A 26,009-nucleotide genomic window follows, 5' to 3' on the forward strand; every position below is an offset into this window, starting at 1 on the left:
GCCCGTCTCAAAAAATTCATTAAAGGCACCCGCCGCTAAGGCACCCCGCACTAGACCTTACCTATGGTACGCAGTACGCAGGCGCACCAGTGCTGCATACCTCGCCGTCCATGAAATAGCTCAACTGGTGGATGTCGTTGAGGTTTCCGCCGATTCGTTTCGTGGTACGCAGAACGCATTTTCCCGAGACAAAAATCTGCGCGTGAGGAGAGCGCCGTCCTTGGCGATTGCGCCTAAAATGTTTTCAGACTCCCCACGGTTAGACCAAGTTGGTTTACCTCCCCGAAAAACCGGCGGCCGGTCTTGAGGCAGCGCTCATTTCCGGCGCAGCATTTTCGCGATTCAGGCGCTCGCGCATTTCCTTTCCGGCCTTGAAGAACGGAAGGCTCTTTTGGTGCACGGTAACATGTTTTCCAGTACGTGGGTTGCGGCCTGCACGAGCGGGGCGATGCCTTACCGAGAACGCGCCGAAACCGCGAAGCTCAGCCCGATCACCGCGTGCCAGCGCAGCGACGATCTCATCGAGAATCGCGTTCACGATGTTCTCAAGGTCCCGCTGGTAGAGGCGCGGGTTATGTTTAGCGATGCGTTGAACAAGTTCGGATTTGACCATCGTGACGTCGGAAATTTGGCGGGAGGCCGCATTTCCTCGATCTGACTTGCACTGTCAAGATGCAATAAATTGGGGAATCGTCGAAAAACCTGACCCGGCGAGACCGGTTGATCTGCACTCACCAATCTTGGAGCGGAACCAAATCATCCACTTCTGTTTACATAATCCAAGTGCGATATCCCAATCGATTTCCTGTCTGTTCCCGATATTGAGGCTTCCGTGCACCTTCGATCTGGCCGATGGGCATTAGCCGAGGAGCGTCAATTGATCGCGTCGATCGAGGGGAATACGTCGGCAGCCAGAGCTCCTGTATCTGTTGTTTCGTTCAGCTTAAGGCGCCGCAGCTTTGGTTTTAGAGGCCGTCAAGCAACGCCCTGACCTTTTCTGCAAGATCGTTGATTGTATAAGGCTTTGAGATGAGATGCGTACCCGCATCCAGAACGCCATTATGGACTATGGCGTTTCGCGTATAGCCCGTGGTGAACAAAATCTTGGCGTCGGGCAACAGCGGTTGGAGGACTTTTGCGAGCTCACTGCCTGTCATTTCGGGCATCACAACGTCCGTGAAAACCAAATCGGGCCGTGAGCCGTTCTCAATGAGGTGAATGGCTTCTCGCGCGCTTGCAGCTTCTATGACCGAATAGCCAAGTTCTCGAAGCGTCTCGACAGAGATCGCTCGCACGCGTTCTTCGTCCTCAACCACCAGGACCAGCTCTTGATGCTGCCCCACGTCTGCGCGCACCGCGCCAGTCGAAGCATCGGTCGTAACCTCGCCGTAGAAACGCGGCAGGTAGATTTTTACGGTGGTGCCAACATCAAGTTCCGAATAAATCTTCACATGACCGCCCGACTGACGCACGAAGCCGTATACTTGACTTAGGCCAAGGCCCGTGCCTTTTCCGACCTCTTTGGTCGTGTAGAACGGATCAAAAACTTTGCTCAGCACATCGCTGTTGATACCGGTACCGCTGTCGGTCACTGCGATGAGAACGAACTGTCCCGGTTCAATTGAGTATTGTCGGGCATACGCCGCATCCACAGACGCGTTCATCGTTTCGATCGTGAGTTTTCCTCCTTGAGGCATCGCGTCCCGCGCATTGACCGCGAGGTTGAGTAAAGCGCTCTCAAGTTGAGCCGGATCGGCTTGGACGTTCCATACCCCCGCTGCGAGCACTGTCTCGATTGCAATGGTCGCGCCCAGCGACCGATCGAGAAGCTCGCTCATACCCGCGATCATACGATTCACTACGATGACTTCTGGAGCTAAGGGCTGCAGGCGGGAGAAAGCCAGCAAGCGCTGGGTTAAGGTAGCGGCCCGGTTAGCGCCGTCCAAGGCTCCGTCAATGAAGCGGGTGATGTCAATGTCACCCTTTGCCAGCTTCCGGCGGGCTAGATTCAAGCCTCCGATGATCACGGCGAGCATGTTGTTAAAGTCGTGAGCTATCCCGCCAGTCAATTGACCAACCGCCTCCATCTTTTGAGCCTGTCGCAGCTGCTCCTCCGCCTTCGAACGTTCGCCAATCTCCGTGGCCACGCGCTGCTCGAGATCGATATTGAGCGCCTGCAGCTCCGCCTCGGCCCTTTTTCGCTCGGCGAGCTCCCTTTCGACAGCCGCAAACAGCCTCGCATTGTCGATGGCCGTCGCCGCGTGTCCCGCAATCCCCAAGAGAGCAGCCTCATGCTCTTCTTGGAACTTGCCGGTTTCCTGATGGCCGAAGAACAGCCCCCCCAAAACGTCTCCGGTGCGTGAGATGACCGGTACCGCAAGGTACGAGCGAACCGGAAGGTGGCCTTCGGGCATTCCTTTGCGGGGAGCGTTCTTGCCATATCGCGGGTCGGCGAGGATGTTTTCTGATCGTACAACCGCCGTGCCAAGAAACGTCGGCTCAAACACTGCTGTATTCCGCGGCATCGGAAAATTCGCGAATGCAGACCGGGGCGCGCCGGAGAGCGCGTAGAGCATGTAGCTCTCGCCCTCAGGCGAGAGAACATTGTAGAAGAACGCGCCAAATTCCGCACCGCAGAGCTCCAGCCCGGCATCCGTAACGGTCTGGACGATGGTCTCAAGATTGCGTTCCCTGGCGACGGTTGCCCCCGTGTCATTCAAGATCCTGAGATGTCGTTCGGATTTCTTGCGCGCCGTGATATCGATGACAGTGCCAACAAAGCGCACTGCGTTGTGATTGACGAATATTGCGTCGCCCGTTGCGGCGAGCCATCGTTCGATCCGGTCCTCGATTCCAATCGTCCGATACTCGATGCGATATGCAGCCAAGGAGGAGGGATCCAAGGCGTTGGTCACCGCGCGATGAACACGTTCGCGATCGTCAGGATGCAGCCCTGCAAGGAACGATTTTTCATATGAAATCTCGGCTTCGGATGAGAGGCCAAACAGAGCTTTGCATCTCGCGTCCCAGCGAAGGACGTTATTTACCGGGTCAAAGTCCCACGTTCCGATACCGGCTGCGTTGTTAGCAAGGCCGAGGCGTTCTGCGGCTTCTCGCGCGGCTTCTTCTGAACGGACTCGCTCGATATGCGCCCACGACCTTTCGGTAACCTCCGCAAGCAGGGCCAGCTCGCCAGCTGCCCAGCGATGGGCGGTCTGATGATGTATTGCCATCAATGCCGTTAAGCGGTCCTCTTTCACGAAGGGCATGCAAATAGTGGATCCGATCCCAATATCTTGGAAGGTTCGGGCTTCTTCCGGCTCCAATTCTTCAAGATTGTCATTGATGATCAGCGGGCGGCCGTTACCCAGCTCCTGAACAGCTTTTTTGCCGAAGTCAGCAAGGCTGTAGTGACCTAAGATGTGTTTCGCACCAGGTGCTGCCCAGTCGCCGCGAATAGTAAAGCCATCCTGATCTTCATCCATGTCGGCATAGGCGCAATTAGACACGTTGAGGTGCTGGCCTAGCATCCGGGTCGTGACCGATAGAATCTCGTCGGCCCTCCGGCATTTCGCAGTTTCTTTGCCGAGGTCATCCAAAAAGACAAGACGGGCTTCATTCGCCCGAATAGTTGCCTCTGCCCTACGCCGTTCTACCGCAGTCCGGGTCCGGTCAGCGACCTCCCGCATGAGGTCAAGTTCGGCGTCTGACCATTCTCGTGCTTCGGCATTGTTGAGATAGAGCAATGCCACCACGCCGTTTGGCTCAAGGATGGGCATGTTCACCAAGGCGCGTGCCGAAATAAGCTCAAGGGCCTTCGCTTGATCTCCTACCCGACCATCTTTTTCGGCGTCGGCGAACACCACGGTTACGCCGCGCTTCAAGTCCTCAATGTAGCTGCCGTAATCCCGGAATTGCAGAACCCCAGCAAGGCTTTTTATGCCCGGCGCATTCCAGTCCCGGCTTATCGTAATGGTTTCAGCGGAAAGGTCGATCGTGCCGTAACCCGCGCGGCTGACACCGAGAGCCCGTCCCAAGGTCTCCGCAGCGGCGTACGCAAGATCGTCAGGGTCTGATATCTGGCGGATATGATCGCCTAATGCGGATAGCACATCCCTGCGCAGCCCCGAAGCCATCATTGCCGTCATGCCAAGTCCTCAGCTGGCGGCAGCTGTACAAGGTCGCGACGGCTCGAAGTGTTTCGAACGGGACTGAGAAAAAGGCTCACGTGACCCCATAAATTCAATAAAATTCGGAATTTGGTCAATTCGTTGCCGGCCGTCAGGTTCCAATTATCCGTTTGGCCATGTTAGCTGATCGCCGCGATTGCCAAATATTCAGCTGATAGGGTTTGCGACTGTCAGTGAGTTGAGGAGTCCGTACATCCCAGACAAGGAATGCGTTCATACCGCTTGGGCATTCGGATGGCATTGCCGTCGAAGAAGGAAAGCCAGTGGTGAAACGCCCCGTCGGCGCTAGGAGCCCACCGCATCTGCCGGGATCAGTCGTCTCGACCGCAATCGGCTAATCGCCCCTTACTAGGCGTCATGGATCGACGTAAGCTTAGTGGTCGCCTCCTTCACTCCTTTCTGTTTGAGACGGCGATCAGCGATATAGAGCAGTCGACCGGGCGGTCAAGAATTCGCCCGCGCGGAAGCCAAAAAAAATTGCCCCACCCCCCTTGAAACTTTCCGCCAGTTTTTTTTATTTTAGGTGCGCTGGACGCCAGAGGTTGGGTCCAGCGTGAGGCGGACGCCGGGGGTGTCCGGCGCCCGCTCATACCCATCTTGCTCATTGGAGGATTTGGCTATGAAGACTTACGACTTTGCTCCGCTTTGGCGCTCAAGCATTGGTTTTGACCGCCTGTTTGACCTCGTGGATGCCGCTCAGCGCGCGAACGAGGACAGTTTCCCCCCATACAATATCGAACGTGTCGGGGATGACCGATACCTCATCTCGCTTGCTCTGGCGGGTTTTTCGCCGGACGAGATCAGCTTGACGGCAGAGCAGAACGTTCTGACGGTCGAGGGCCGCAAAGGCGAACAGAAGCGTGACTTCCTGTTCCAGGGCATTTCTGGTCGCGCGTTCAAGCGGCAATTCAACCTCGCCGACCATGTCCAGGTAACCAGCGCGACTTTCGAGAACGGCCTTCTGCAGATCAACCTGATCCGCGAGATTCCCGAGGCCATGAAGCCGCGAAAGATCGCCATCAACGCAGGCCCGAGCTCAAACGTCGAGCAACTTGAAGCCAAGGCGGCCTGACGCCTATTCGATCACTTCGTGCAATCGTTCCGCGATGGCTTCGGCCGTCGCGGATACGCGCGATATTCGAATGGCGCGCTGATCGTCGTGAAGTCAACAGGAGGCAGTGATGACCCAATTCGCACTTCCAGCCTTAGCCGCTGGAGAAGGCCTTACAAACTATCTCACCGCGATCAAGCAGTTTCCTCTCCTCAAACCTGAAGAGGAGTTCGCCTACGCCAAGCGCTTACGCGAAGGGGGCGACAGGGAGGCTGCCTATCATCTTGTGACCAGCCATCTCCGGCTGGTCGCCAAATTGGCGATGCGCTATCGCGGCTATGGGCTGCCCATCGCTGACGTCATTTCGGAAGGCAACATCGGCCTGATGCAAGCCGTGAAGCGATTTGATCCGTCTAAAGGTTTCAAGCTTGCGACCTACGCCACCTGGTGGATCAAGGCAACGATCCAAGATTACATCCTGCGGTCGTGGTCGATCGTCCAGATTAGCGCCACGTCCACCCAAAAGCGGCTGTTCTTTAACCTGCGTCGCTTGAAGAGCAAGATCGCAGCGCTCGAAGAAGGCGATATGCAGCCCGACCACGTAGCAACGATAGCGCGTCGCTTGAATGTGCCCGAACGCGAGGTCATCGAGATGAACCGGCGGTTCCTCGGAGACATGTCGCTCAATGCGGCTTCACGAATGGACGAAGAAGAAGGCGCTGAGTGGCAGGAGCGCTTGGCCGACCCAACGTCGAATTTTGAAGACGACGTCGCGGAACGCAGCGAACTCAACTGGAGGCGGCAGATCCTCGGGCAAGCGCTCGCCCATCTGAAACCGAGAGAGCAGCAAATCATCGAAGCACGATGGCTGTCGGATACCCCTCTTACACTTGACGACCTGGCCGCAGAACTGGGCGTGTCACGCGAGCGTGTGCGGCAGGTGGAAGTCAGGGCACTCGAAAAGGCCCGGGCGTATGCAGCTTTGCTGGCCGGAGACATCGGCGCGAAGTAATTCGATCCGAGCGGGCTCGACGGGGGCGACATTAGCTTTCCAAGCGCTCCACCCATTGGGAGATGGTGAGCGCAATTTCCGCCACTACGTCCTGGTCGGTCCGTCCGCTGCGGGCCGGGATATGAAAGCCGTGATCGGCGCCATCGATTAGGTGAGAGGTTGCCCTCGATCTCAGTCCCTTGCAAACTTGGCGAAGGAGCACGGGCTCCGCCAACTTATCACGCGTTCCCTGGATGAAGAGCATGGGGATCCGAATGCCTGCAAGGTGTTCGGCCCTTGTGATCGAAGGTTTACCGGTCGGATGTAGGGGGAAACCGACAAAGGCCAGCCCGCGCACATCTTCGATCGGATCTTCTGCTTGCGCCTGCGAGGTCATGCGCCCGCCGAATGACTTGCCACCCGCGATAATAGGCATGCCGCGGCATCGACGGCGGGCGTCCGCCACGGCAAATCGTATGGCCGCATGCGCAACAGCCGGAGTGTCGGGGCGTTTGCTGCCCTTCTCCATGAACGGGAACTGGAAGCGCAAGGTCGCGATGCCATGGCCATAAAGCTTTGCAGCGACATCTTCCATGAACGGATGCGTCATGCCTGCGCCTGCACCGTGGGCGAAGACGAAACAGGCTTGCGCGTTCCGCGGCTTCATCAGGAGGGCTGAAAGCGCGAGCGCGTCCCTGCTCTTCAGCGTCAGGGGCGTTACGCGCGGCAGCCGGGTGTTCATTTCGCTGTCGAGCGCTCGCCGAATCGCTCCTCCTCCAAGCCGAAGACCGAGCGACCGCCGAGCGCGGAGGATGCCTGTAATTCGCCATCCACGAAATCCTCGAAGGACGGACCGCTTGCCGTTTGTTCGAGGCGGCGAGCCTGGTCGTCGAGCCGTTTCAGAGTCTGCATCTCCTCGTCTCGGCCGAGCTTGGCGTTCTGGACGGCTGTCTTCAGCACGCGGATGGTCTCGTCGTAGACCTTGATCGGCACCGGGTACGGGTGACGATCCTTGCCTCCATGGGCGAGTGAAAACCGCGCCGGGTCGCGGAAGCGGTACGGCGCGCCATGGACGACCTCGGCCACCATCGCAAGCGAGCGGACCGTCCGTGCGCCGACGCCCGGCGTGAGCAGTAGCTCGGGAAAGTCGAGCGGCCCGCGCTCGGCAGCCGCGGCGAGCGTGCCATGAAGGCGCCGGGTGAACACATCGCTCGAGCGGACATCGTGATGCGCCGGCATGACGAGATGCGGCAGGAGAGGCTGGGCAGGCGCGCTGCCAGTCAGCGCCGCGAACTCGTCGACGATGCCGTCGGGTCCCAAAGCCATCAGCAGGTCCAGTTGCGCTGTTCGGGAAGGCGCGGCGCGCCCATCCGTCAGATTGACGACGTTTCCTTGAAACGGACCATCGATGGCGCTGTGCGGTTCGTCGACGAAACTCGTCAGGTTCTCGGAATGCCAATGATAGCGACGGGCCTGTTTCTTGTCGCCGTTCATGCCCTGCTGGACCACCGTCCATTTGCCCTCGTCGGTGACGAAGAAGCCGTGCAGGTAGAGATCGAAGCCATCCTGGACCGCTGCGCTATCGACCTTGGCGACGAGACGGCTCGCGCGCGTCAGGGCCGCCCCGTCAAATCCGATGCGGTCGCCGAGCGCGTGAAGTTCGTCAGGAGTTTTCCGCGAATGCTGGCCCCGACCTCCGCAGACGTGGATGCCGAGTTCGTCCTGCAGCGGACCCAGGCCGCGCTTGAGAGCACCGATGACGCTGGTCGTGATCCCCGACGAATGCCAGTCCATTCCCATCACGGCACCGAAGGATTGAAACCAGAACGGATGGGACAGCCGCCGCAAAAATTCGTCGCGACCGTAATGGTGGACGATCGCCTGGGTGACGATGGCACCGAGCGCTGACATGCGCGACGCCAGCCATGGCGGAACCCGTCCACCATGCAAAGGAAGATCGGCGCTGCCGGTCCGTTTCGCCATTCGTCCTCGATATCCGATTCTTTGCCATTAGGGGCTACGCTCGACCATCGTCCGGAAGGTGATGGAGTAGCGTTTGGCTTCGACGGCCGGAATGCTGTGTTCCCATACCGACCGCGCCTCGCCGGACATCATGTAGATCGAACGGGACTTCGCTTCGAGGGTGAAACGCTCGAACTTGGTCGAAGCGGGCCTGCGAAATCGGAACTTGCATATCGCGCCCAGCGACAGGCCGAATATCCGGTCGAAGTGCGGCTTGTCCCGGTGCCAACCGATCCCGACGCCGACGTCGTATTCGGTGCAGAGAACTTGCTGTATTCGCGTACTGGGTCCACCGAAAGTCTCGACGCGATGTGAGACATCGGAGAGCCATTGAGGAATTGGCTCGGCTTCAACGAGGTGGCGTGCCGTATAGTCGTAGCTGAACCCGAAGGAGGCTACGCGACGCTTGCCCTCATACTGGCCGAACTGAAACGGCTGGAGGGGCAAGTCGGCCACTTGGGCTATAAGGTCGAGCGCTTCCGCTGCCGAAACGAAGTCTTCGGCATACCGGAGTCCATCGGGACCTGGCGTGTTTTCCGCAAACAAACTGAATTGGTCGGACAGTGGATTCTACCAAGGCTGTGGATCTACGACCTAATTATGGAGCCGCAGCGCAAAGTCAAAGGTCAGGGGATCCCGCACATCATAACCAACCAAGTAAGAACGGGGCATACGCGATCGCGAGGAGAATAAGCGCCAGTGGAAAAGCGGTTGCAATGAAGATTGTATCCATGTTGCGAGGCTGCATGGTTACGAAACCGAACAATCGGAGTTCCGTTCCAATTCCCGCCTCAGTCGCCGCCCTTCTTGGCCCGACGTAGCGCGGCGCCCAGCTTCTCCCGTTGCTGCTCCCAGCGCCGTCGTTCGGCCTCCGCGCGATTGTCGATTTCGTCGCGTTCCGCCTGTATCGCGGCATCTCTCGCGTCGTGCTCCTGTTCAGCGGCATCAAAGGCTACTTGTGCGCTTGCAACCTGCGCTGCTTTCCGTTCTCGCTCCTTGATCCTGGCTCGCTCTTCCTTGCGCTGGTCGGCTTCGCGTTTCCGCTGCTGTTTGTCGAAGATGGCCGCGGCTCTACGTGCTTCCGCGTGGTCGACTTTGGTCGCTTTGGCCTGAGGAGCCACCCGCTTCCGCGGAATTGACACTTTCTTGCCGGCCGCAAGGCCTTTCGGAAGTTCGCTCGTCTCCTTGAACGCGCCACTGGTGCCGACTGCTCTCCGCAAAACGATGCCGGGATGCGCGATTGTTGCCGAGACGATTGCAGGGTCGTCGGTCTCCTCGGCGAAGCCCTGGTGAAACAGGTTGCTGTCGGCGCCCCAGATCTCGAGCGCGGCCTTCATGGACGGCGCGGCAACGGCCAGGTCGAAAAAGCCGATCGATGTCTGGTAGGTCTTGAGCTTCCGGGCCATCACTCGCAGGCCGGACAGGTGTCCGCTAGGCCATCGAGTACTTTCTCGATGGCTTTCACCCGTTGCTCCTTGTTCTTACCGGAGAACTTTCGATGTTCGGCGATCGATCTTGCATAATCCACGGCATGGTGGCTGTGACGAAGGCGCAGATAGCCGTGATCCGGACAGGGCGCGATGGCGTGGGCCTCAAGGAGGATATCCGTCGCCCACATGGATAGAGTCTCGGCGTCGTTCGTGTTCTTCGACATAGTCACGTCTCTCTAGGGCATTTCGTCCCGAGAATGGGATTTGGCGTTGACCGGAAATCAGACATGCCGTTTCGGTGTTTTGACATTCGAGAATGTTGTCATCGTCGGGCACGGCTTGAAAACAGCTAAGCTATTCTTGAGTTCCTTCTCGGTCGGAAAGGCATTCACCATGCCTTGCGTCAGAGCTTCCGTCGGCGATACCGGCGGTCGCCGGACTTTCGAAGGCGTGTTCTAAAGCCTCGGGTCGATGGAACCAGACAGCGAGTTGAGCGATTGCAAGTAGCTATCCACCGCGGCCAAAGGGCGTAGGTCGTTGCTACAAAATGGGCTCTATAGCATTGCGTTCAATGCCGGTCTCGGTGGGTCCGGAGGTGCCGGCGTCGTCGTGCTCTGTGACGGCGTTTTGCTTGGGGGCGATTCTTCTCTGCTGTACAAAGGCGCTTACTCGCAAAGCGACGGGAAGTTCGAAGCGACTGTGCGGACATCGCGTCACGCCAACGAAATCCCGTCCCTGTTCGGGCTGGACGAGGCGACGCTGTGCTTCGCCGGGACCATCATTCGTGGAGACGCACGCGGCTTCGGCGCTTCCCCTCAGGTGCCGGACATCAGGTTGGAGGTCCATCTCAAGTTCAGGGCGCCCATCTGAGGGATTGTTTAGGTCTGGTTTTGGCTGCACGCCAACAGGAAATCCAGAGCCGACATAGCATCTAGATATCGCAATTTCACACGGCCGTTCAACCCAACGGCCTCGTTAACTAACGTCTGATCCGGCACCCGCTTGAAACCCATTGCCCAGTTCGGAAACAGTCGATCACCATATGCAAGGCCGCGCTGGAGCAAGCTGATATCTCGATGCCGCGGATCGACGCTGATGCGGCTGTAAACTTCGATCACATTCTCCGGCTCTCCCTCCAGCACCTGAAGAAAGTCGCCGTCCGAATGGACAAGCATGCCTGTTATATGCGCCGCATCATTTCGGGCCTTTGCCTTTTGCAGTAGCTCCGAAAGATCCCCGGATGAAAATGGCTCATTTGCAGTGCTAAGATACAAAATTCGAAACACGAACGACCTCCATACCCGTCAACGCCGGGTTCCAAAGAGAGTTCAATCGTGCCGTAGACGATCACGCCGCCCCTGACCGGCGCCGCGCCCCTGAGCTCACCGAAACAGGTGTCATCAAGTTTGACGGCTGGCCCCCCGACTTGTCCATGACCACGGCGGCTTCAATGCCCGCTCATCACCCCATTTTACGGTACGATCCCGGTGACGTTGCGATAAGGCATGTCTGGCGCCGGCTTCTTCAGAAAGACGGGAGTAAGTTGATCGGGTCTCTAACCGATTGAGGCTTCCAGAAATCTGGCCGTGCGGCTTTCGGCGTTGCGCGCAACATGTTGCGGTTCGCCAGCGGTCACGACGGATCCGCCCTCATTGCCTGCGCCGGGGCCCATATCGATTACCCAATCACTTTCGGCGACCACTGCCATATCGTGTTCGACGACGACCACCGTGTTACCGGCATCCACCAGGCCTTGAAGCTGCAGCATTAGCTTTTCGATGTCTGAGGGATGCAATCCAGTCGTCGGCTCATCCAGTACATATAGTGCCGACCCCCGCTGAGCTCGTTGCAACTCGGTAGCGAGCTTGATCCGTTGGGCTTCGCCGCCACTGAGTTCCGTTGCGGACTGACCGAGTTTGATATAGCCGAGGCCGACCTCTCGAATGACACCGAGCGAACGTGCGAGTTGGGCATCTTTCTCGAAAAAAGCGAGCGCATCGTCCACCGTCATGCCCAACACGTCGGCAATGGATTTGTCCCGGATCTTGATTTCCAACGTCTTCGCGTTGTAGCGCGACCCATGACAGGTCGGACATGGCGCGTAGACTGACGGGAGGAAAAGCAATTCGACGGTGACGAAGCCCTCACCCTGACAGGTTTCGCAACGTCCTTTGGCGACATTGAAAGAAAAGCGGCCGGCATCATAGTGCCGTGTCTTGGCCTGCTTCGTGGCCGCGAACAGCTTTCTGACGTGATCGAAAAGTCCTGTATAGGTTGCGAGATTCGACCGCGGGGTGCGCCCGATCGGCTTTTGATCGACGACAACGAGACGTTTTATGTGCTCCATACCCCCGACGATGTTGCCGCCAAGCGTTTGAACGGCGGTTTCCAGAAGGTCTCCTTCGTCCGGAGCGCCCCGGTCCTCTTCGCCGCTCGTGTGCCCCAATATTTCCCCAACCTTCTCGACCAGAAATTGAGTGATCAAGCTCGACTTGCCCGACCCCGAGATGCCGGTCACCGCGGTAAACACACCGACAGGAATGTCGACGTCGAGGTCGTTGAGATTGTTGCGGGTGACACCGCGAAGTTGTAGCTGACCTCGCGGGAGACGGCGCCTGCGGTCGATGGCCTTGGCGTTTCCGAACAGGTGGCGCCTTGTTTGAGACGCCTCGACGTCGGCAAGTCCTTTAGGGATGCCGCTGTAAAGCACCTCGCCCCCGTGAACGCCCGCGGCGGGGCCGACATCAACTATCCAGTCCGCGTGGCGGACGACATCCAATTCATGTTCGACGACGAAAAGCGAATTGCCTGCTGCCTTGAGCCGGTCCAGCGCTCGCAGGAGAGCTTCGGTGTCGGCTGGATGAAGCCCAGCGGAGGGCTCATCCAGAACATACACCACGCCAAACAGGTTCGACCTGACTTGGGTCGCCAGCCGGAGCCGCTGCAATTCGCCGGGGGACAGTGTCGGCGTGCTGCGCTCGAGGGCGAGATATCCCAGGCCGAGATCGAGCAGAACCGCCAATCTTCCGTTCAGATCTTCCAGGATGCGCTGGACCACGAGAGCTTTCTCCGGATGGTCTTTGGGCGTATGAGCTTTGCCTTCGAGATACGGCACGATCAACTCGCGAACGCCCCTTAAAGGAAGCTCAGACAGTTCCGCAATATCCAAGCCTGCGAATTTGACCGAGAGGGCTTCGGGCTTAAGCCGTTTTCCCCGACATACCGGGCAACGGCCGCTCAGCATGAATTGCGAAACCCGCCTCTTCATCATCGCGCTCTGCGTTGTTGCGAACGTCTGCAAGACGTATTTGCGCGCGCCGGTGAAGGTGCCGTGATAACTCGGCTCTTCCTTGCGTTTGAGGGCACGCCTCACCTCAACTGGCGTGTAGCCTGCGTATACCGGGACGGTGGGCTGTTCCTCGGAAAAGAGTATCCAGTCGCGGGTCTTCTTCGGCAGTTTGCGCCAAGGCGTGTCTACGTCATGACCGAGAGTTACCAGGATGTCCCTCAGATTTTGTCCCTGCCAGGCGCTTGGCCAAGCCGCCACGGCTCGTTCCCTTATGGTGAGCTTGTCATCGGGGACCATCGAGGCCTCGGTAATATCGTGGATCCGACCGATTCCATGACAGTGAGGACAAGCTCCTTCGGGAGTGTTGGGCGAAAATGACTCGGCATAGAGCAGTGGTTGTCCACGCGGGTAGTCGCCGGCGCGCGAATACAGCATGCGCAGCAGGTTCGACAACGTCGTCACGCTGCCGACCGACGAGCGGGTCGTCGGAGATCCGCGTTGCTGCTGTAAAGCCACGGCCGGAGGCAGACCTTCGATTTCGTCCACCTCTGGAATGGACATCTGATTGAACAATCTTCTCGCGTAAGGGGACACCGACTCAAGATAACGGCGCTGCGCCTCGGCATAGAGCGTGCCGAAGGCCAGCGAGGATTTGCCCGATCCCGACACTCCTGTAAAAACGACAAGTGCATTGCGGGGAATGTCGACGTCGATATTCTTCAGATTGTGCTCGCGAGCTCCGCGAACCCGCACGAAGCACTCATCGACGGCCGAGTCGGCACCGTACGAACCACCTCTTCCTGCGTGCATCTTGCCCTTCCGCGCAAATTGGCGTGTGATATCAACCGCAGATGAAACTTTGGCGGACGAGTGCCGTTCCATCGCGACCGACGATCGGTAGTGTCTTCAGGCCACCGCCTTCCTGTTTACGCCCTTACGAAGCGCGATGGTGTTCAGGTTGGTGTAAGCCGCCTTTTCTTCGTTGAGGTGGGTCGTCAGGAGCCGCACAACGTCGTCATGACCCAGTTCCTCTGCCCAGGCGATAAGCGTGCCGTAGCGAGCGATCTCGTAGTGCTCGACCGCTTGAGAGTTCGCGACGATGGCGGCGTCCAGGACCGCCTTATCGTCAATCTCGCCCACCGCCTCCTTTGCTTCTTTGATGATACCGTCGATGGCTGGGCAATCCGTAGCGCTTGGCTCCTTGCCAAGCTTCTTGAAGACCTGCTCCAGACGACCTACCTGCTTCTCGGTCTCTTCAAGGTGCGACTTAAGGCCTGCGACAAGCTCTCGATTGGTCGCCTGCTCGCTCATTCGCGGCAATGCCTTCGTGATCTGGTTTTCAACATATAGATGTCCGCAGGCCGTGAATGAACATGTCTTCCATGGTCTAAATGTCTCTAGTGAACAGACCCATCGCATCCTCCTGTTATCGATGACTGCCGGATCCCGACGGCGGATTGCGAACGCGGATTTCAACGGAGAGTTCCCCGTCGATCGGGCTCTTCCTGATGCGACATGGGACATCCGTAAGACATTCCAGCACGATCACCAATCCGCCCGCCCCTGCATTTTGATTGGTAGGATGAGATCATCCGTGCGCGCGCAGCCCGGCACAAAGATCAGGATCCGGCTATGCTCGAAATACTCAGTCGCTCGACGAGTCGGAATAGCCGGCAACTACCACGTCCATGCGCGGGTTACGCCATTCAGCGAAAGTTAGCAGTCGTTGCTCTGCATCATGTTGCGGACCGGATAAAAGGAATAAACTCTTAGTGCCCAGGGGCGGGACCGGCGCCGCAGGCGACGGGGCCGAACCTCAGCCACTTCAATTAGAGTGGCGAGGAATCTCAACATGGGAGCCCCCCTAGAGCCAAGCGCTCCCGGATTCCGGTTTCGCGCGAGCTACGCTCGCACGCCCCGGAACGACGAGCTAGTGCTTCGCCATCTTCTTTTTAGCGATCTTCTTCACCACCGCGCCGCTGTCCCGCGGCGGTCCTTCCTTCTCCAGCGCCTCACGGATCAGCGTAAAATCCTTCTTCGCCTCGCCGTCCACGGTCGGGAAGTGCAAGTCCAGCTTCTCCAGCGCGTTGACGATGGCCGAGCCGATCACCACGCGCGAGAACCATTTGCGATCCGCCGGCACCACATGCCATGGCGCCTCCTCGCAGGACGTATGCTTGATCAAGTCCTCATAGGCCTCCTGATACTTGTCCCACAGTGCGCGCTCGGCGATATCGGCCGATGAGAACTTCCAGTTCTTGGCCGGCTGCTCGAGACGATCGAGGAAGCGCTCGCGCTGCTCTTCCTTGGAGACGTTGAGAAAGAATTTCAGCACCACGGTGCCGTTACGCGCGAGATACTTTTCGAAGGCGGTGATGTCTTCGAAGCGCTCGCGCCAGATATCTTTTGTCACCAGCTCCGCCGGAATTTTCTGCTTTGCGAGAATCTCCGGGTGCACCCGCACCACCAGACATTCCTCGTAGTAAGAACGATTGAAGATGCCGATGCGGCCGCGCTGCGGCAGTGCGATGGTGTGACGCCACATGAAATCATGATCGAGCTCGTTCGACGACGGCGTCTTGAACGAATGCACCTCGCAGCCCTGCGGATTGATGCCGTCGAACACGCTCTCGATGGCGCTGTCCTTGCCGGCGGCATCCATGCCCTGGAAGATCAGCAGCAGCGACCAGCGGTCCTGCGCATAGAGCTTTTCCTGCAGCTCCTGCAACCGGCGGCGGTTGGCCTCAATGATCTTCTTGCCGGTTTCCTTGTGCAGTCCGCCGCTGCCATTGGTGTCATGCGCCTTGAGGTGGAAAGCTTTCGAACCGTCGACCCGATACGGCTCGATATAGGACTTCAACGCGGACACAACTGGCTTGGCAGACATGAGATCGGCACCTCCGGGACACGGGGATTGCAAGCGTAGCGTGCCGATCCCGGTAATACCAGCAGATCACGTCGCTGGTGTCAGTTGCGCTGTCATAAACGCTGTCACAAACAGCGGCATCTTCGGGGTGAAGTCGGCTGCACTGCGGACCAGATGAATTCCGCTCAGCTCAGGCGACGCCTGACCGGCAAGATTGGCCTCGATGGTGGTGCGCAGCGTCTCACCCGGCTGATCCGCATCGAGAAGACGCATCATCGCGACCGAGAAGTCCGTCACGACACAGTGCCAGCCCTCGGCCACCCGATAATCAGTCTCCGCAAGACCGAGCTCTTCCTCGACTTCACGAGTCACACTGCCGGCGATATCGACCACATCGCCGCGCAAGTCATTCAGGTCGGGCGTGCCGGCCGCGAAATAGATGCGCCCGGCATTGGACGTATGTTGTCCCATCTCGCCGAGCACGAAGGCGCCGTCGCTGGCACGCAGCGCGCCCATGCCAAAACCGTTGAACACGTCTGGATCGGGACAGCGCCAATCGCGCCATGCCAGAAAGCTGGCAAAATCAGTCTCGAAATATTCCGCGCTAAACTGGTCGCCGGTGAATAGCGCATTGCGCGCGAGCAGGACGCGGCCATTGAATAGTTGCGGTTTCTCGGCGCGTTTGCTTGCGAAGTGAGCGTCGATCTCGTCCCGCCGCTCACGCGCGAACGGCCACTGCCAATCGCTGCGTGTGAGATCGAGTTGTGAGACGCGGTGAATGACCGGCGTCATCATACGAAGAACCTACTTCGCATTCGTCCCCATCGTTTTGGTGAACTGCTCGACATACTTATTCGTGTAGGTCTTGCTGACATCGATATTGGCCTTGGCCACCTCGGGCGAGCCTTCGCTGAACACGGCGAGCACGGCAGCGGCACCCTTCGGATCCATCAGCCCCGTCTCCGAATACATCGGGAGCGTGTTCTTCAGCGCCGCGAGATAGAGCTCCTTGTCCTTGCCGACGATACCTTCGGGCATCTTCGCCATGATCTCTTCGGGCGTATGGCTGTGAATCCATTTCAGCGTGTTCATGATCGCGTTGGTCAGCCCCTGCACTTCTCTCTCGTGGCCCTTGACCCAGGCCGTCGTCGAATACAGCGCGCCGCCGGGATATTCGCCGGAGAACACCGCGAGCGTGTCTTTCTGCGTTCGGGTATCGCTGAGAATCGTGAGATCTTTGTGACTGCCCTGCAGCACGGTGACGGCAGGATCGAGCATCACGGCGGCTTCGATCTGCCCCTGCTCCATCGCCGCCACCGCGGTCGCGCCGAGGCCAACGCCGATCACCGCCGTGCCGGCCGGATCGAGACCATTCTTCTTGAGCTGATACTTCAGGAAGAAGTCTGTCGATGAGCCCGGCGCGCTGACGCCGACTTTCTTGCCTGCGAGATCCTTGATCGACGTGATCTTGCCGGTGTGCTTCGGCGACACCACCAGCACGAGACCGGGATAGCGGTCATAGACCACAAAGGACTGCAGCTCCTGCTTCTTCGCGGCGAGATTGACGCAATGATCGAAATAGCCAGAGACCACGTCGGCGCTGCCGCCGAGCACGGCCTTCAGCGCATCGGAGCCGCCCTTGAGATCGACCAATTCGACGGCGAGACCCGCCTTCTCGTATTCGCCGAGCTGCTTGGCCAGCACGGTCGGCAGATAGCACAGGCAGGCCCCACCGCCGATGGCGATGGTCACCTTGGTTTGCGCTGCAGCGGGATGAACGAGAAACAGTGACAAAAGGCTCGCAAGAAAAAGACGTGCAAGGAATAAACGGCTCAAGCCGGTTTTTATGTTCGTTGTCATTGTTTCCTCCGCTGCGATCAGGCGCGGAGGATAGATGAGCCTCTGCCGGTTGAAAAGCCGGCACTGGTCAACGCACATTCCGCGACATAGCATCCGCGCGGCAAATCATTGTCATCCAGGGGGAACGTTCATGAAGCGCATCACTGCGACACTCTCGATCACCGCAGCCTTCGCCGCCGGTTGTCTCATCACGCATCTCGTGCCCGAGGGCATCACGCCGGCACAGGCAGCGGAAAACATCACCGCACAGGTCCTGCACGTCCCCGAACTCATCGGTGACGCGCTCGGCCCGGCATCACCCACCGGCTTCCGCTCCAAGATGTTCATGGCCGCCGACGGCGCGACCATCTCGGTACAGGATGGCAATGTAGTGAAGCACATGCATCCCAACACCAACGAGATCCAGTATATCCTGGAAGGCACCGGCACCGTGTGGCTGGGTGACAAGGAAGTTCAGGTCAAGGCCGGCGACCTCATTATCATCCCGAAGGGCACGCCCCATGGCGGCACCAAGCCGGACGGCAAGCCGTTCCGCGCCATCGCCATCAAGACCCCGCCGCAGGCACCGGACGATACCAAGGTCCTGCCATAAGGCATACTCTCATCGGCCGCGAGAGCGGCTGGTCAGGCTCGCGCCGCCTAAGGCGACGCGGGCACCGGCGCCGGCCGTGCCGCGAAAATCACACCTGCCGCGATAACGACGATCGCGATGCCTTCGAGCCATGACGGGACTTCGCCGAGTACGGGAATCGCCACCGACGAGACGATCACCGGTAACAGCGCGATCATCGCGGCCGCCGCTGCCGCGCCCAGTGCCGTCACGGCGCGGTTGTAGGCGATCGTCGCGACTACGCTCATCATCAGGCCCTGATAGATAACCTGGAAGATCAACTCCTGCGTCGATGCGAGATCCAGGCGCGACCAGCCCAGCACGACATAGATTGGCACGTAGAACACCGCCGACCAGAAGCAGATCAGCGCACTGGCCTGCAATGGCGAGAGGCCGCTGCGACGGAACAGCAGACTATAGACACCCCATGTCAGCGCAGCGCCGATCAGCAGCGATAGACCCGCCGGGCTAGGCCAGCCATGCAGTCGCGCGTGGCCGGCCACCAGCGCCGTGAGGCCCAGCACGATCACGAGATAGCCAAGCAGACGCCAGCGGCTTGGCCGCTCGCCGAACAGCGGCCATGCCATCAACCCGGCAAACACCGGCATCAGGGCCGGCGAGATCGCCGCCGCTGCCGCCGCGGATGTCATCTGTAAACCGAGGCCGACCAGAAACACGAACGGGGCGCCCCACAGAACAGCAAACAGAATTCCTTCCCGCCAGGCACCGGGCGGCAGCGGGGTCTTTCCTCCAAACAGAAAGGGCAACAACAGGATAGCGCCAATCCCGAAACGCAGGGCCATGATGTCCCAGATCCGCAATTCATGGCTCATGCTGAAGCGCGTCACCACGAACCAGCCAGAGAAGATGCCGACCGACAAGGCGGCCCAGAGAAAACCTGACAACCGCTGGCGATTGCCGGACGCGACCGCAACCTGCGGCGCGGGAATGACCTTGATACTCATGCCATGTTCACGCGATTCACGGAGGTCACCGGAGCTTTTCAGCCGCGCCTTGAATGCCTCTCCATTGCGTTTTAGATCACTCGATCTATAACTCAAGCCGTGATGGCGACGTGGCTGATATGCACGTCGATGCATGTGGGGGCCGGATGGCAAGGCCGAGGGAATTCGACGAGACGAAAGTGCTCGACGCAGCGATCCAGTGCTTCTGGTCGCGCGGTTATGAGGCCACGTCGGTACGTGATCTCGCACATTCCATGGGTATGACCGGCGCCAGCCTGTACAATGCCTTCGGCGACAAGCGCGCGCTATATAGGAAATCGCTCGATCGCTACGTAGCGCAGAATTTTGGCACGCGTGTCGAGCGGATCGAACACCATCTTCAGCCGCGCCAGGCAATCACCGCCTTCTTCGACGAGATCATCGCGCGGTCACTCGATGACTCCAGACGCAAGGGCTGCATGCTGATCAACTCGGCGGTCGAAATGGCCCCCCATGACAAACGCCTCGGACGCGTGATTGCCGATGTGCTGTTGGAGATGGAACGGTTCTTCCTGCGTTGCGTGAAAGCCGGCCAGCGCGACGGTACCATCACAAAATCCCAGTCGGCCGACAATCTTGCCAAACTCCTGCTCGGCACCCTGCTCGGCATCCGCGTGCTCGCCCGCGCCCGGCCGGAACCAGACCTCCTGCGCGGGATACTCAAACCGGTCGCGGCGCTTCTCGACCAGCCCTAGTGGCGTGAATTCGATGCATCGGGCTTCCACACCAGCAATCGTTTCTCGACTATCGACACGAAAATATCGATGACGATCACAAAGGCCGAAAGCACGAACATCCCCGCGAAGACGCCGGCCACATCGAACGTACCCTCCGCCTGCTGGATCACGTAACCCAGCCCCGCCGCCGAGCCGAGATATTCGCCGACCACCGCACCGACGACGGCAAAGCCCACCGCGGTGTGCAGCGACGAGAACATCCACGACAGCGCCGATGGCCAGAAAACATGGCGCATCAACTGCCGCTCGCTCATGCCCAGCATGCGGCCATTGGCAAGCACCGTCGGCGAGACTTCCTTGACCCCCTGATAGACGTTGAAGAATACGATGAAGAACACCAGCGTGACGCCGAGCGCCACTTTCGACCAGATGCCGAGGCCGAGCCACAGCGCAAAGATCGGCGCCAGCACCACGCGCGGCAGCGCATTGGCCATCTTCACGTAGGGATCGAATATCGCGGCCAGCCGCGGCTGGCGCGCGAACCAGAAGCCGATCAGCACACCCAGTGTCGAGCCGATAACAAAGGCCAGCACCGACTCGAGCAGCGTGATGCCAAGATGCTTCCAGATGATCCCGCTGGCGAACCAGCTGTAGATCTGGCTGCCGACATCCCAGGGATTTGAGAAGAAGAACGGCGGCAGCAGAATGCGGCCCAACACCGGCACGGTGGTGAGCAGGTGCCACAGTCCGATGACGACCACGGCGACGAGCACCTGACACAGCAGCAATACAGGACGCGTCATGACACGGCTCCCATGCCAGCCGACTGCGCATAGCCCTTCATCACTTCGTCCTTCAGCACGCTCCAGATCTCGCGATGAAGCGCATGAAATTCCTTGTCGAGCCGCACTTCGAAAATATCGCGCGGTCGCGACAGTGGCACCTTCCAGTCGCCGATGATGCGCGAGCCCGGCCCCGCCGACATGATGACGACCCGGTCGGCCAGCGCGATCGCCTCTTCGAGATCGTGGGTGACGAACAGCACCGCCTTGCGATCTTTCGTCCACAGATCCAGCAGCAGATTGCCCATGATCTGCCGGGTCTGCGCATCGAGCGGGCCGAACGGCTCGTCCATCAGCAGGATTTTCGGATTGCGGATCAGCACCTGCGCAAGACCGACGCGCTTGCGCTGACCGCCCGACAGCATATGCGGATAGCGCCCGGCGAAGGCGCCGAGACCGACGGAGGTCAACCACTCCTGCGCACGCGCCCGCGCCTCGTCTCGCGTGACGCCCGCGATCTCCAGCCCGATGGCGACATTGTCCAGTGCAGTCTTCCAGGGAAACAGCGCATCGGCCTGAAACAGGTAACCGGCCTGTGCGTTCAGTCCGCCCAGCGACTGACCAAATATCCTGACAGCACCGGAGGCTGGCGCCAGCAGGCCGGCAGCGACATTAAGCAAGGTGGATTTGCCGCAGCCGGTCGGCCCGACAATGGCAACAAACTCGCCATCCGCGACCCGGAGCGTCGCCTGCTCCACCGCCGTATAGACGCGGTTCTCGGCAATACCGAACGCCACCGTCGCGTCGTCAAGCGCCACCGCCATCGATGTCGCGGCCTCACCTGCCTGCACGCGCGTTCCCCAAAGTGTTTCTGTTCCAGCACTGGCTTAGCGCTGGAGGGCGGACAATTCAACGTCTGGGCCGAGCTTGGTGGGTTGCCACGGCTGTGATAGTCCGGGATATGACCTCCGCCCCGCCCCTGATCGCCTTCCAGCATGTAAGCAAGAGCTTCGACGGCCGCGCTATCAAAGCCGTCGATGACGTTTCGCTCGATGTCACGGAGGGTGAGTTCCTCGCGATCGTGGGCGGCTCCGGCTCCGGCAAGACCACGCTGATGCGGCTGGTCAACCGGCTGATCGCGCCGAACAGCGGCAAGATCATCATCGCCAGCGAGGACGTCGCGCAGGTCGATCCCATCGAACTGCGGCGGCGCATCGGCTACGTGTTCCAGAGTGGCGGGTTGTTTCCGCATATGAGCATCGCCGACAATATCGGCATCACGCCCAGACTGCTCGGCACGCCCCCCAGGGAGATCGCTGCACGTGTCGATGAACTGCTGGATCTCGTGCGCCTCGATCGCACGCAGCATCGCGATCGCTTACCGCATGAACTCTCCGGCGGCCAGCGCCAGCGCGTGGGCGTTGCACGCGCTCTCGCCGCGAAACCGCGCATCGTGCTGATGGATGAACCATTTGGCGCGCTCGACCCGCTGACCCGCGATGCGCTGGGCGACGACTACCGCGCGCTGCATCGCGGCCTCGGCCTCACCACCATCATGATCACCCATGACATGACGGAAGCGATCCTGCTCGCGGATCGTATCGCGGTGATGCGCTCCGGAAAACTGCTCGCGGAAGGCACGCCCACTGAGTTGTCCGAAAGCACCGATCCCTATGTCGGCGAGTTGCTGGGTACGCCGCGCCGGCAAGCTGAACGACTTCAAATGTTGCTGCCGAAAGACGACGCAGCGCGCAGCAGCGCGCCATGAGCCTGTTCAGCGATCCACGCTGGAGCGACGCGCTCGGGCATCTGCCGGACTATCTCGGCAATCATGTCCGTGTCAGCCTTGCAGCGCTGGCGCTCGGCCTCATCATGAGCCTGCCGCTGGCGATCGTCGCACGGCACCGGCCGGTGCTGCGCGGCGCCCTGCTCGGCCTCGCCAGCATCGTGCAGACGGTCCCCGGCCTCGCACTGCTGGCACTGTTCTACCCGCTGCTGCTCGCGCTTGCGGCGCTGTCGCTGCAATATCTCGGCGCCAGCTTCTCGGCCTTCGGCTTCCTGCCGGCTGTACTGGCGCTGGCGCTCTATTCGATGCTGCCGGTGCTGCGCAACACCATCACCGGATTGAATGGCGTCGATCCAGCATTGACCGAGGCGGCTCAAGGCGTCGGCATGACGCCGCGGCAATCGCTGACCATGGTCGAACTGCCGCTGGCATTGCCCGTCATCATGGCCGGTATCCGCACGTCGGCAGTGTGGGTCATCGGCACCGCGACGCTGTCGACGCCGATCGGCCAGACCAGCCTCGGCAACTACATCTTTGCAGGCTTGCAGACACAGAACTGGGTTCTGGTGATCTTCGGCTGCGTCGCCGCGGCAGTGCTTGCACTGGCCGTCGATCAATTGCTGGCGCTGATCGAGACCGGCATCCGCCTGCGCAGCCGCGTCCGGACTGCGATCGGCGTGCTCGGTATCGCGGCGCTGGTGATCGCGACACTGGCGCCGTCCTTCGCTCACTCCGGCACACGTATCGTGGTCGGCGCCAAGACCTTCACCGAACAATACATCCTGGCCGCGCTGATGTCGCAGCGGCTGCAGGCGGTCGGCCTGCCTGCCACTACGCGGCAGGGTCTCGGCTCCAGCGTGATCTACGATGCGCTGGCCTCGGGCGATATCGATGTCTACATCGACTATTCCGGCACGCTATGGGCCAACCAGTTTCACCGCAGCGAGATCCTGCCGCGCGAACAACTGCTGACCGAGCTGAAGACGACGCTGGCGAAAGCCAACATCACACTGTTCGGTGAACTCGGTTTCGCCAATGCCTATGCGATTGTGATGCCGCGTGCGAAGGCGCAGGCGCTCGGGATCAAGACCGCCGCCGACCTCGCGGCGCTGAGCGGCAACATGACGATCGCCGGCGACTACGAATTCTTCTCGCGGCCGGAATGGGCCGGGCTTAAAACGGCCTATGGCCTGTCATTCAAGACCCAGCGCACGATGCAGCCGGACTTCATGTATGCCGCCGTCGCCTCCGGCGAGGTCGACGTCATCGCCGGCTACACCAGCGACGGGCTGATCGCGAAATACGATCTCGTGGTGCTGGACGATCCCCAACACGCGATCCCGCCCTATGACGCGATCATGCTGCTGGCGCCGAAGCGTGCGGGCGACGAGACGCTGCGTGCGGCGTTGCAGCCGCTGCTCGGCAGGATCGATCTGCCGCTGATGCGCGAGGCCAATCTCCGCGCCGCCGGGAACGATGCGACGAGTTCACCGGAGAGCGTGGCGCGGTGGATGTGGGAAAAGATCGGGAAGAAGTAACACTTCTCTTCCCCTCTTCCCGTGCGAAGCGAAGCTTCGCTAGGCGGGAGAGCGAAAGAGAAGGAAGCGCATTACAAATTCTTGATCATCCCCGCATCGATCAACAGGCGATTGAACCGTCGCGCTTCCGCGCCGTCCTTGCAGGCGTAAAACAGTCCCTTGCAGCGGAGCATGATCTTCTTCTGCTCCTCGAAGGACGGGTCAAGCGGAATGCCCGCGGCCTCCTGAATGACCAGCGGCAGATACGGCCCGTCGATCGTGTCCATCACCGTCGCGCTCTTCACCGGTTCGAAATTGATCGCGTCGATGGCGTAATAGGTCGCGTAGTAGCGCGGGTCGTAACTCTGCAGCTTCTTGCCGAGGCCCGCTTCATCCATGTTGGGATCGAGAATGCCCGGCGCGAATTCCGGCTGATGGTCGCCATAACGTACGATCAGGAACGGCTGCGCTGGAAACTGCTTCTTCAGCTTCGCGACGAAGGCTCCGTAGTGATCGACGCTCATGGCCTGCCGACGCAGATATTCATCAACCACCGGCACGTTGCCGGGCGCGCGCCAGCCGGGCGTCATGTCGGGGCGGAATTTGGTTTCCCACGGAAAGTGATTGGCGGCGAGATAGACAAATATGAACAGCGGATTGGTCGGCGGCTGCTCGGCCATCAGGCGCGCCGCTGAATCGTAGAAGAAGCTGTCGGGCTCAACGCCCTTCGCGCCGAGATCCTTGGCATCCAGAAAACGCTCGACGCCGGTGGTGGTCTGGAAGCTGCGCGCGCTCATGAAGGCGCCGAAGGCCGGATAGAGTGAGATCGTGCTGTAGCCGCAGCGGCGCAGCGCCAATGGCAATCCGCGCTCGACGCGGCCCGAAGCAATACGCGTGACGAAATAGGAGAACGGCCCGAACGAGCGCGACGAGAGTCCGGCCAGTACGTTGTATTCGGTGAACCAGCTCGGCCCGCCATTGCTCTCGGCGAGAAATTTGCGCGCCTTGCCATCCCATGAATTGAAGTGACTGCCATAGCCTTTCGGCGTTTTCACGCCGGCGGCCTGACGGATGTCGAAGGACGACTCGTCATGCACCATGATGATGTGCGGACGACGTCCCGCCGGATGGCAGGAATCCTCCAGCGGCAGCTTCAGCCGCTCGGTGATGACCGCGTCGGACTCCATGAAACCGTGGCTGCTGAAGTCCGACACGGCGGTGACGCCCGAGCGCGCGAATTTCGACAGATAGCCGTCATCGTAATAGCCGCGCCAGGCTTCATCGGGCCAGACCAACGCATAGCCAGTCAATGCGGCAAGACCGGCCATCAGCGCGGCCAGCGCCGGCATCCGCCGGATGCGGAACGGATCGAGCCACCACAGCGCATACATCAACGGCAGCACCAACACGGCGGCGCCAATGGCGGACCAGCGCAGGTTCGGAAAGATCGTGAACAGGAAGGCCGCGGTGTCGCGGTCGATCACCATCAGGTCGACGAAGTTCGCGGTCATCTGGACCACATCGTGCTTCAGCCGCGACAGCAGCACGAGGATGACGACCAAGGTCAGCGACAGCGCTCCCGAAAGCGCGGGACGGCGCAGCAGCGCAATCCAGAAGCAATTGAGGATGGCCCAGGCCAGCACGAAGCCTACCCGGCCGACCAGATCGGTCTCGGTCTGAACCATCACCAGCAGCGCGCCGAAATGCGGCGCAGCCACGGCCAACAGCCGCCACACGCTGGTCGGCGCGGCGACAGCAGTTGTCGAGACGCTGGGTACTGGATTGAGCGGAGGCGCCATGGTGGCACGCAACACCACCGGCGAGGCCTCGGGCCTGGGCTGGCGACGGCCAGAAGGCGCATGTCGCAGCCGGAAACTGCGGTATGTCATAAAACTGTAATGGACTGGTCATGAACGAGCAATGAAATTGCTCGA

The 26,009-nt window shown here is 60.0% G+C and carries 22 protein-coding genes and 1 pseudogene; 6 read left to right on the forward strand and 17 right to left on the reverse strand.

Annotated features, from left to right (window positions below; all coding sequences use genetic code 11):
- Positions 1 to 274 precede the first annotated feature (274 nt).
- Entirely contained in the window at positions 275 to 613 is a 339-nt protein-coding gene (locus tag CIW50_RS19625) for an integration host factor subunit beta (protein WP_149532888.1), read from the reverse strand.
- 352 nt (positions 614 to 965) lie between these two features.
- On the reverse strand, positions 966 to 4,148 hold the full coding sequence (locus CIW50_RS19630; RefSeq protein ID WP_149532889.1) for a GAF domain-containing protein: 3,183 nt from the start codon (positions 4,146 to 4,148) through the stop codon (positions 966 to 968).
- Positions 4,149 to 4,809: 661 nt separating this feature from the next.
- Here CIW50_RS19630 and CIW50_RS19635 point away from each other — a divergent pair.
- Positions 4,810 to 5,262 carry an Hsp20 family protein gene (locus tag CIW50_RS19635; protein ID WP_149532890.1) on the forward strand — a complete coding sequence of 151 codons (453 nt, stop codon included), beginning with the start codon at positions 4,810 to 4,812 and terminating at the stop codon, positions 5,260 to 5,262.
- Positions 5,263 to 5,371: 109 nt separating this feature from the next.
- Positions 5,372 to 6,253, forward strand: a complete 882-nt coding sequence (gene rpoH / locus CIW50_RS19640) for an RNA polymerase sigma factor RpoH (protein ID WP_149532891.1) — start codon at positions 5,372 to 5,374, stop codon at positions 6,251 to 6,253.
- Between the two features lie 31 nt (positions 6,254 to 6,284).
- On the opposite strand, the gene CIW50_RS19645 is transcribed toward rpoH, so the two are convergent.
- From CIW50_RS19645 to CIW50_RS19700, 11 genes and pseudogenes are all read right to left on the reverse strand, one after another.
- Positions 6,285 to 6,974, reverse strand: a complete 690-nt coding sequence (locus tag CIW50_RS19645; RefSeq protein ID WP_149532892.1) for an alpha/beta hydrolase family protein — start codon at positions 6,972 to 6,974, stop codon at positions 6,285 to 6,287.
- A complete protein-coding gene (locus CIW50_RS19650; RefSeq protein ID WP_149532893.1) occupies positions 6,971 to 8,215 on the reverse strand; it encodes a DUF763 domain-containing protein in 1,245 nt (414 codons plus the stop codon). Before CIW50_RS19650 ends, CIW50_RS19645 begins: the two co-directional genes overlap by 4 nt.
- A gap of 27 nt (positions 8,216 to 8,242) precedes the next feature.
- Positions 8,243 to 8,710: an alpha-ketoglutarate-dependent dioxygenase AlkB gene (locus CIW50_RS19655; protein ID WP_246664379.1), complete on the reverse strand. Its 468-nt coding sequence runs from the start codon at positions 8,708 to 8,710 to the stop codon at positions 8,243 to 8,245.
- Between the two features lie 335 nt (positions 8,711 to 9,045).
- Positions 9,046 to 9,660 carry a cell envelope biogenesis protein TolA gene (locus CIW50_RS19660; RefSeq protein ID WP_149532894.1) on the reverse strand — a complete coding sequence of 205 codons (615 nt, stop codon included), beginning with the start codon at positions 9,658 to 9,660 and terminating at the stop codon, positions 9,046 to 9,048.
- A complete protein-coding gene (locus tag CIW50_RS19665) occupies positions 9,660 to 9,908 on the reverse strand; it encodes a hypothetical protein (protein WP_149532895.1) in 249 nt (82 codons plus the stop codon). The genes CIW50_RS19660 and CIW50_RS19665 overlap by 1 nt, the downstream gene beginning before the upstream one ends.
- 654 nt (positions 9,909 to 10,562) lie before the next feature.
- Positions 10,563 to 10,970, reverse strand: coding sequence for a BLUF domain-containing protein (locus CIW50_RS19675; protein WP_149532897.1), 408 nt, complete (start codon positions 10,968 to 10,970; stop codon positions 10,563 to 10,565).
- A 269-nt stretch (positions 10,971 to 11,239) separates the two neighbouring features.
- On the reverse strand, positions 11,240 to 13,783 hold the full coding sequence (gene uvrA, locus CIW50_RS19680) for an excinuclease ABC subunit UvrA (RefSeq protein WP_149532898.1): 2,544 nt from the start codon (positions 13,781 to 13,783) through the stop codon (positions 11,240 to 11,242).
- Between the two features lie 96 nt (positions 13,784 to 13,879).
- Positions 13,880 to 14,357, reverse strand: a pseudogene (locus CIW50_RS19685) (YciE/YciF ferroxidase family protein).
- A gap of 546 nt (positions 14,358 to 14,903) precedes the next feature.
- Positions 14,904 to 15,860, reverse strand: a complete 957-nt coding sequence (locus tag CIW50_RS19690) for a polyphosphate kinase 2 family protein (protein WP_149532899.1) — start codon at positions 15,858 to 15,860, stop codon at positions 14,904 to 14,906.
- 66 nt (positions 15,861 to 15,926) lie between these two features.
- Complete coding sequence (locus tag CIW50_RS19695) at positions 15,927 to 16,634, reverse strand: NUDIX hydrolase (RefSeq protein ID WP_149532900.1); 708 nt, start codon at positions 16,632 to 16,634, stop codon at positions 15,927 to 15,929.
- Positions 16,635 to 16,643: 9 nt separating this feature from the next.
- Positions 16,644 to 17,699 (reverse strand): ABC transporter substrate-binding protein, encoded by a 1,056-nt coding sequence (locus CIW50_RS19700; RefSeq protein WP_149532901.1) that lies wholly within the window; start codon positions 17,697 to 17,699, stop codon positions 16,644 to 16,646.
- A gap of 130 nt (positions 17,700 to 17,829) precedes the next feature.
- Here CIW50_RS19700 and CIW50_RS19705 point away from each other — a divergent pair, with 130 nt between their 5' ends.
- A complete protein-coding gene (locus CIW50_RS19705; RefSeq protein WP_149532902.1) occupies positions 17,830 to 18,291 on the forward strand; it encodes a cupin domain-containing protein in 462 nt (153 codons plus the stop codon).
- A 47-nt stretch (positions 18,292 to 18,338) separates the two neighbouring features.
- Here CIW50_RS19705 and CIW50_RS19710 read toward each other — a convergent pair whose 3' ends face one another.
- Positions 18,339 to 19,274, reverse strand: coding sequence for a DMT family transporter (locus CIW50_RS19710; RefSeq protein WP_149532903.1), 936 nt, complete (start codon positions 19,272 to 19,274; stop codon positions 18,339 to 18,341).
- A gap of 119 nt (positions 19,275 to 19,393) precedes the next feature.
- On the opposite strand from CIW50_RS19710, the gene CIW50_RS19715 reads away from it, so the two are divergent.
- Positions 19,394 to 20,008 carry a TetR/AcrR family transcriptional regulator gene (locus tag CIW50_RS19715; RefSeq protein WP_349636750.1) on the forward strand — a complete coding sequence of 205 codons (615 nt, stop codon included), beginning with the start codon at positions 19,394 to 19,396 and terminating at the stop codon, positions 20,006 to 20,008.
- Here the strand turns inward: CIW50_RS19715 and CIW50_RS19720 are convergent.
- Complete coding sequence (locus tag CIW50_RS19720; protein WP_149532904.1) at positions 20,005 to 20,793, reverse strand: ABC transporter permease; 789 nt, start codon at positions 20,791 to 20,793, stop codon at positions 20,005 to 20,007. The genes CIW50_RS19715 and CIW50_RS19720 overlap by 4 nt on opposite strands.
- Positions 20,790 to 21,596: an ABC transporter ATP-binding protein gene (locus tag CIW50_RS19725; RefSeq protein WP_149533100.1), complete on the reverse strand. Its 807-nt coding sequence runs from the start codon at positions 21,594 to 21,596 to the stop codon at positions 20,790 to 20,792. The genes CIW50_RS19720 and CIW50_RS19725 overlap by 4 nt, the downstream gene beginning before the upstream one ends.
- A 137-nt stretch (positions 21,597 to 21,733) precedes the next feature.
- On the opposite strand from CIW50_RS19725, the gene CIW50_RS19730 reads away from it, so the two are divergent.
- Entirely contained in the window at positions 21,734 to 22,540 is an 807-nt protein-coding gene (locus tag CIW50_RS19730; RefSeq protein ID WP_149532905.1) for an ATP-binding cassette domain-containing protein, read from the forward strand.
- The gene (locus CIW50_RS19735; RefSeq protein ID WP_149532906.1) at positions 22,537 to 24,096 is read left to right on the forward strand and encodes an ABC transporter permease/substrate-binding protein; all 1,560 of its coding nucleotides are present in this window, start codon (positions 22,537 to 22,539) and stop codon (positions 24,094 to 24,096) included. Before CIW50_RS19730 ends, CIW50_RS19735 begins: the two co-directional genes overlap by 4 nt.
- A gap of 71 nt (positions 24,097 to 24,167) precedes the next feature.
- Here CIW50_RS19735 and CIW50_RS19740 read toward each other — a convergent pair whose 3' ends face one another.
- Positions 24,168 to 25,874, reverse strand: a complete 1,707-nt coding sequence (locus CIW50_RS19740) for a sulfatase-like hydrolase/transferase (RefSeq protein ID WP_149533101.1) — start codon at positions 25,872 to 25,874, stop codon at positions 24,168 to 24,170.
- Positions 25,875 to 26,009 lie beyond the last annotated feature (135 nt).

Origin of the sequence: Tardiphaga sp. P9-11 (genome assembly GCF_008329525.1) — a bacterium.
Lineage (GTDB): Bacteria > Pseudomonadota > Alphaproteobacteria > Rhizobiales > Xanthobacteraceae > Tardiphaga.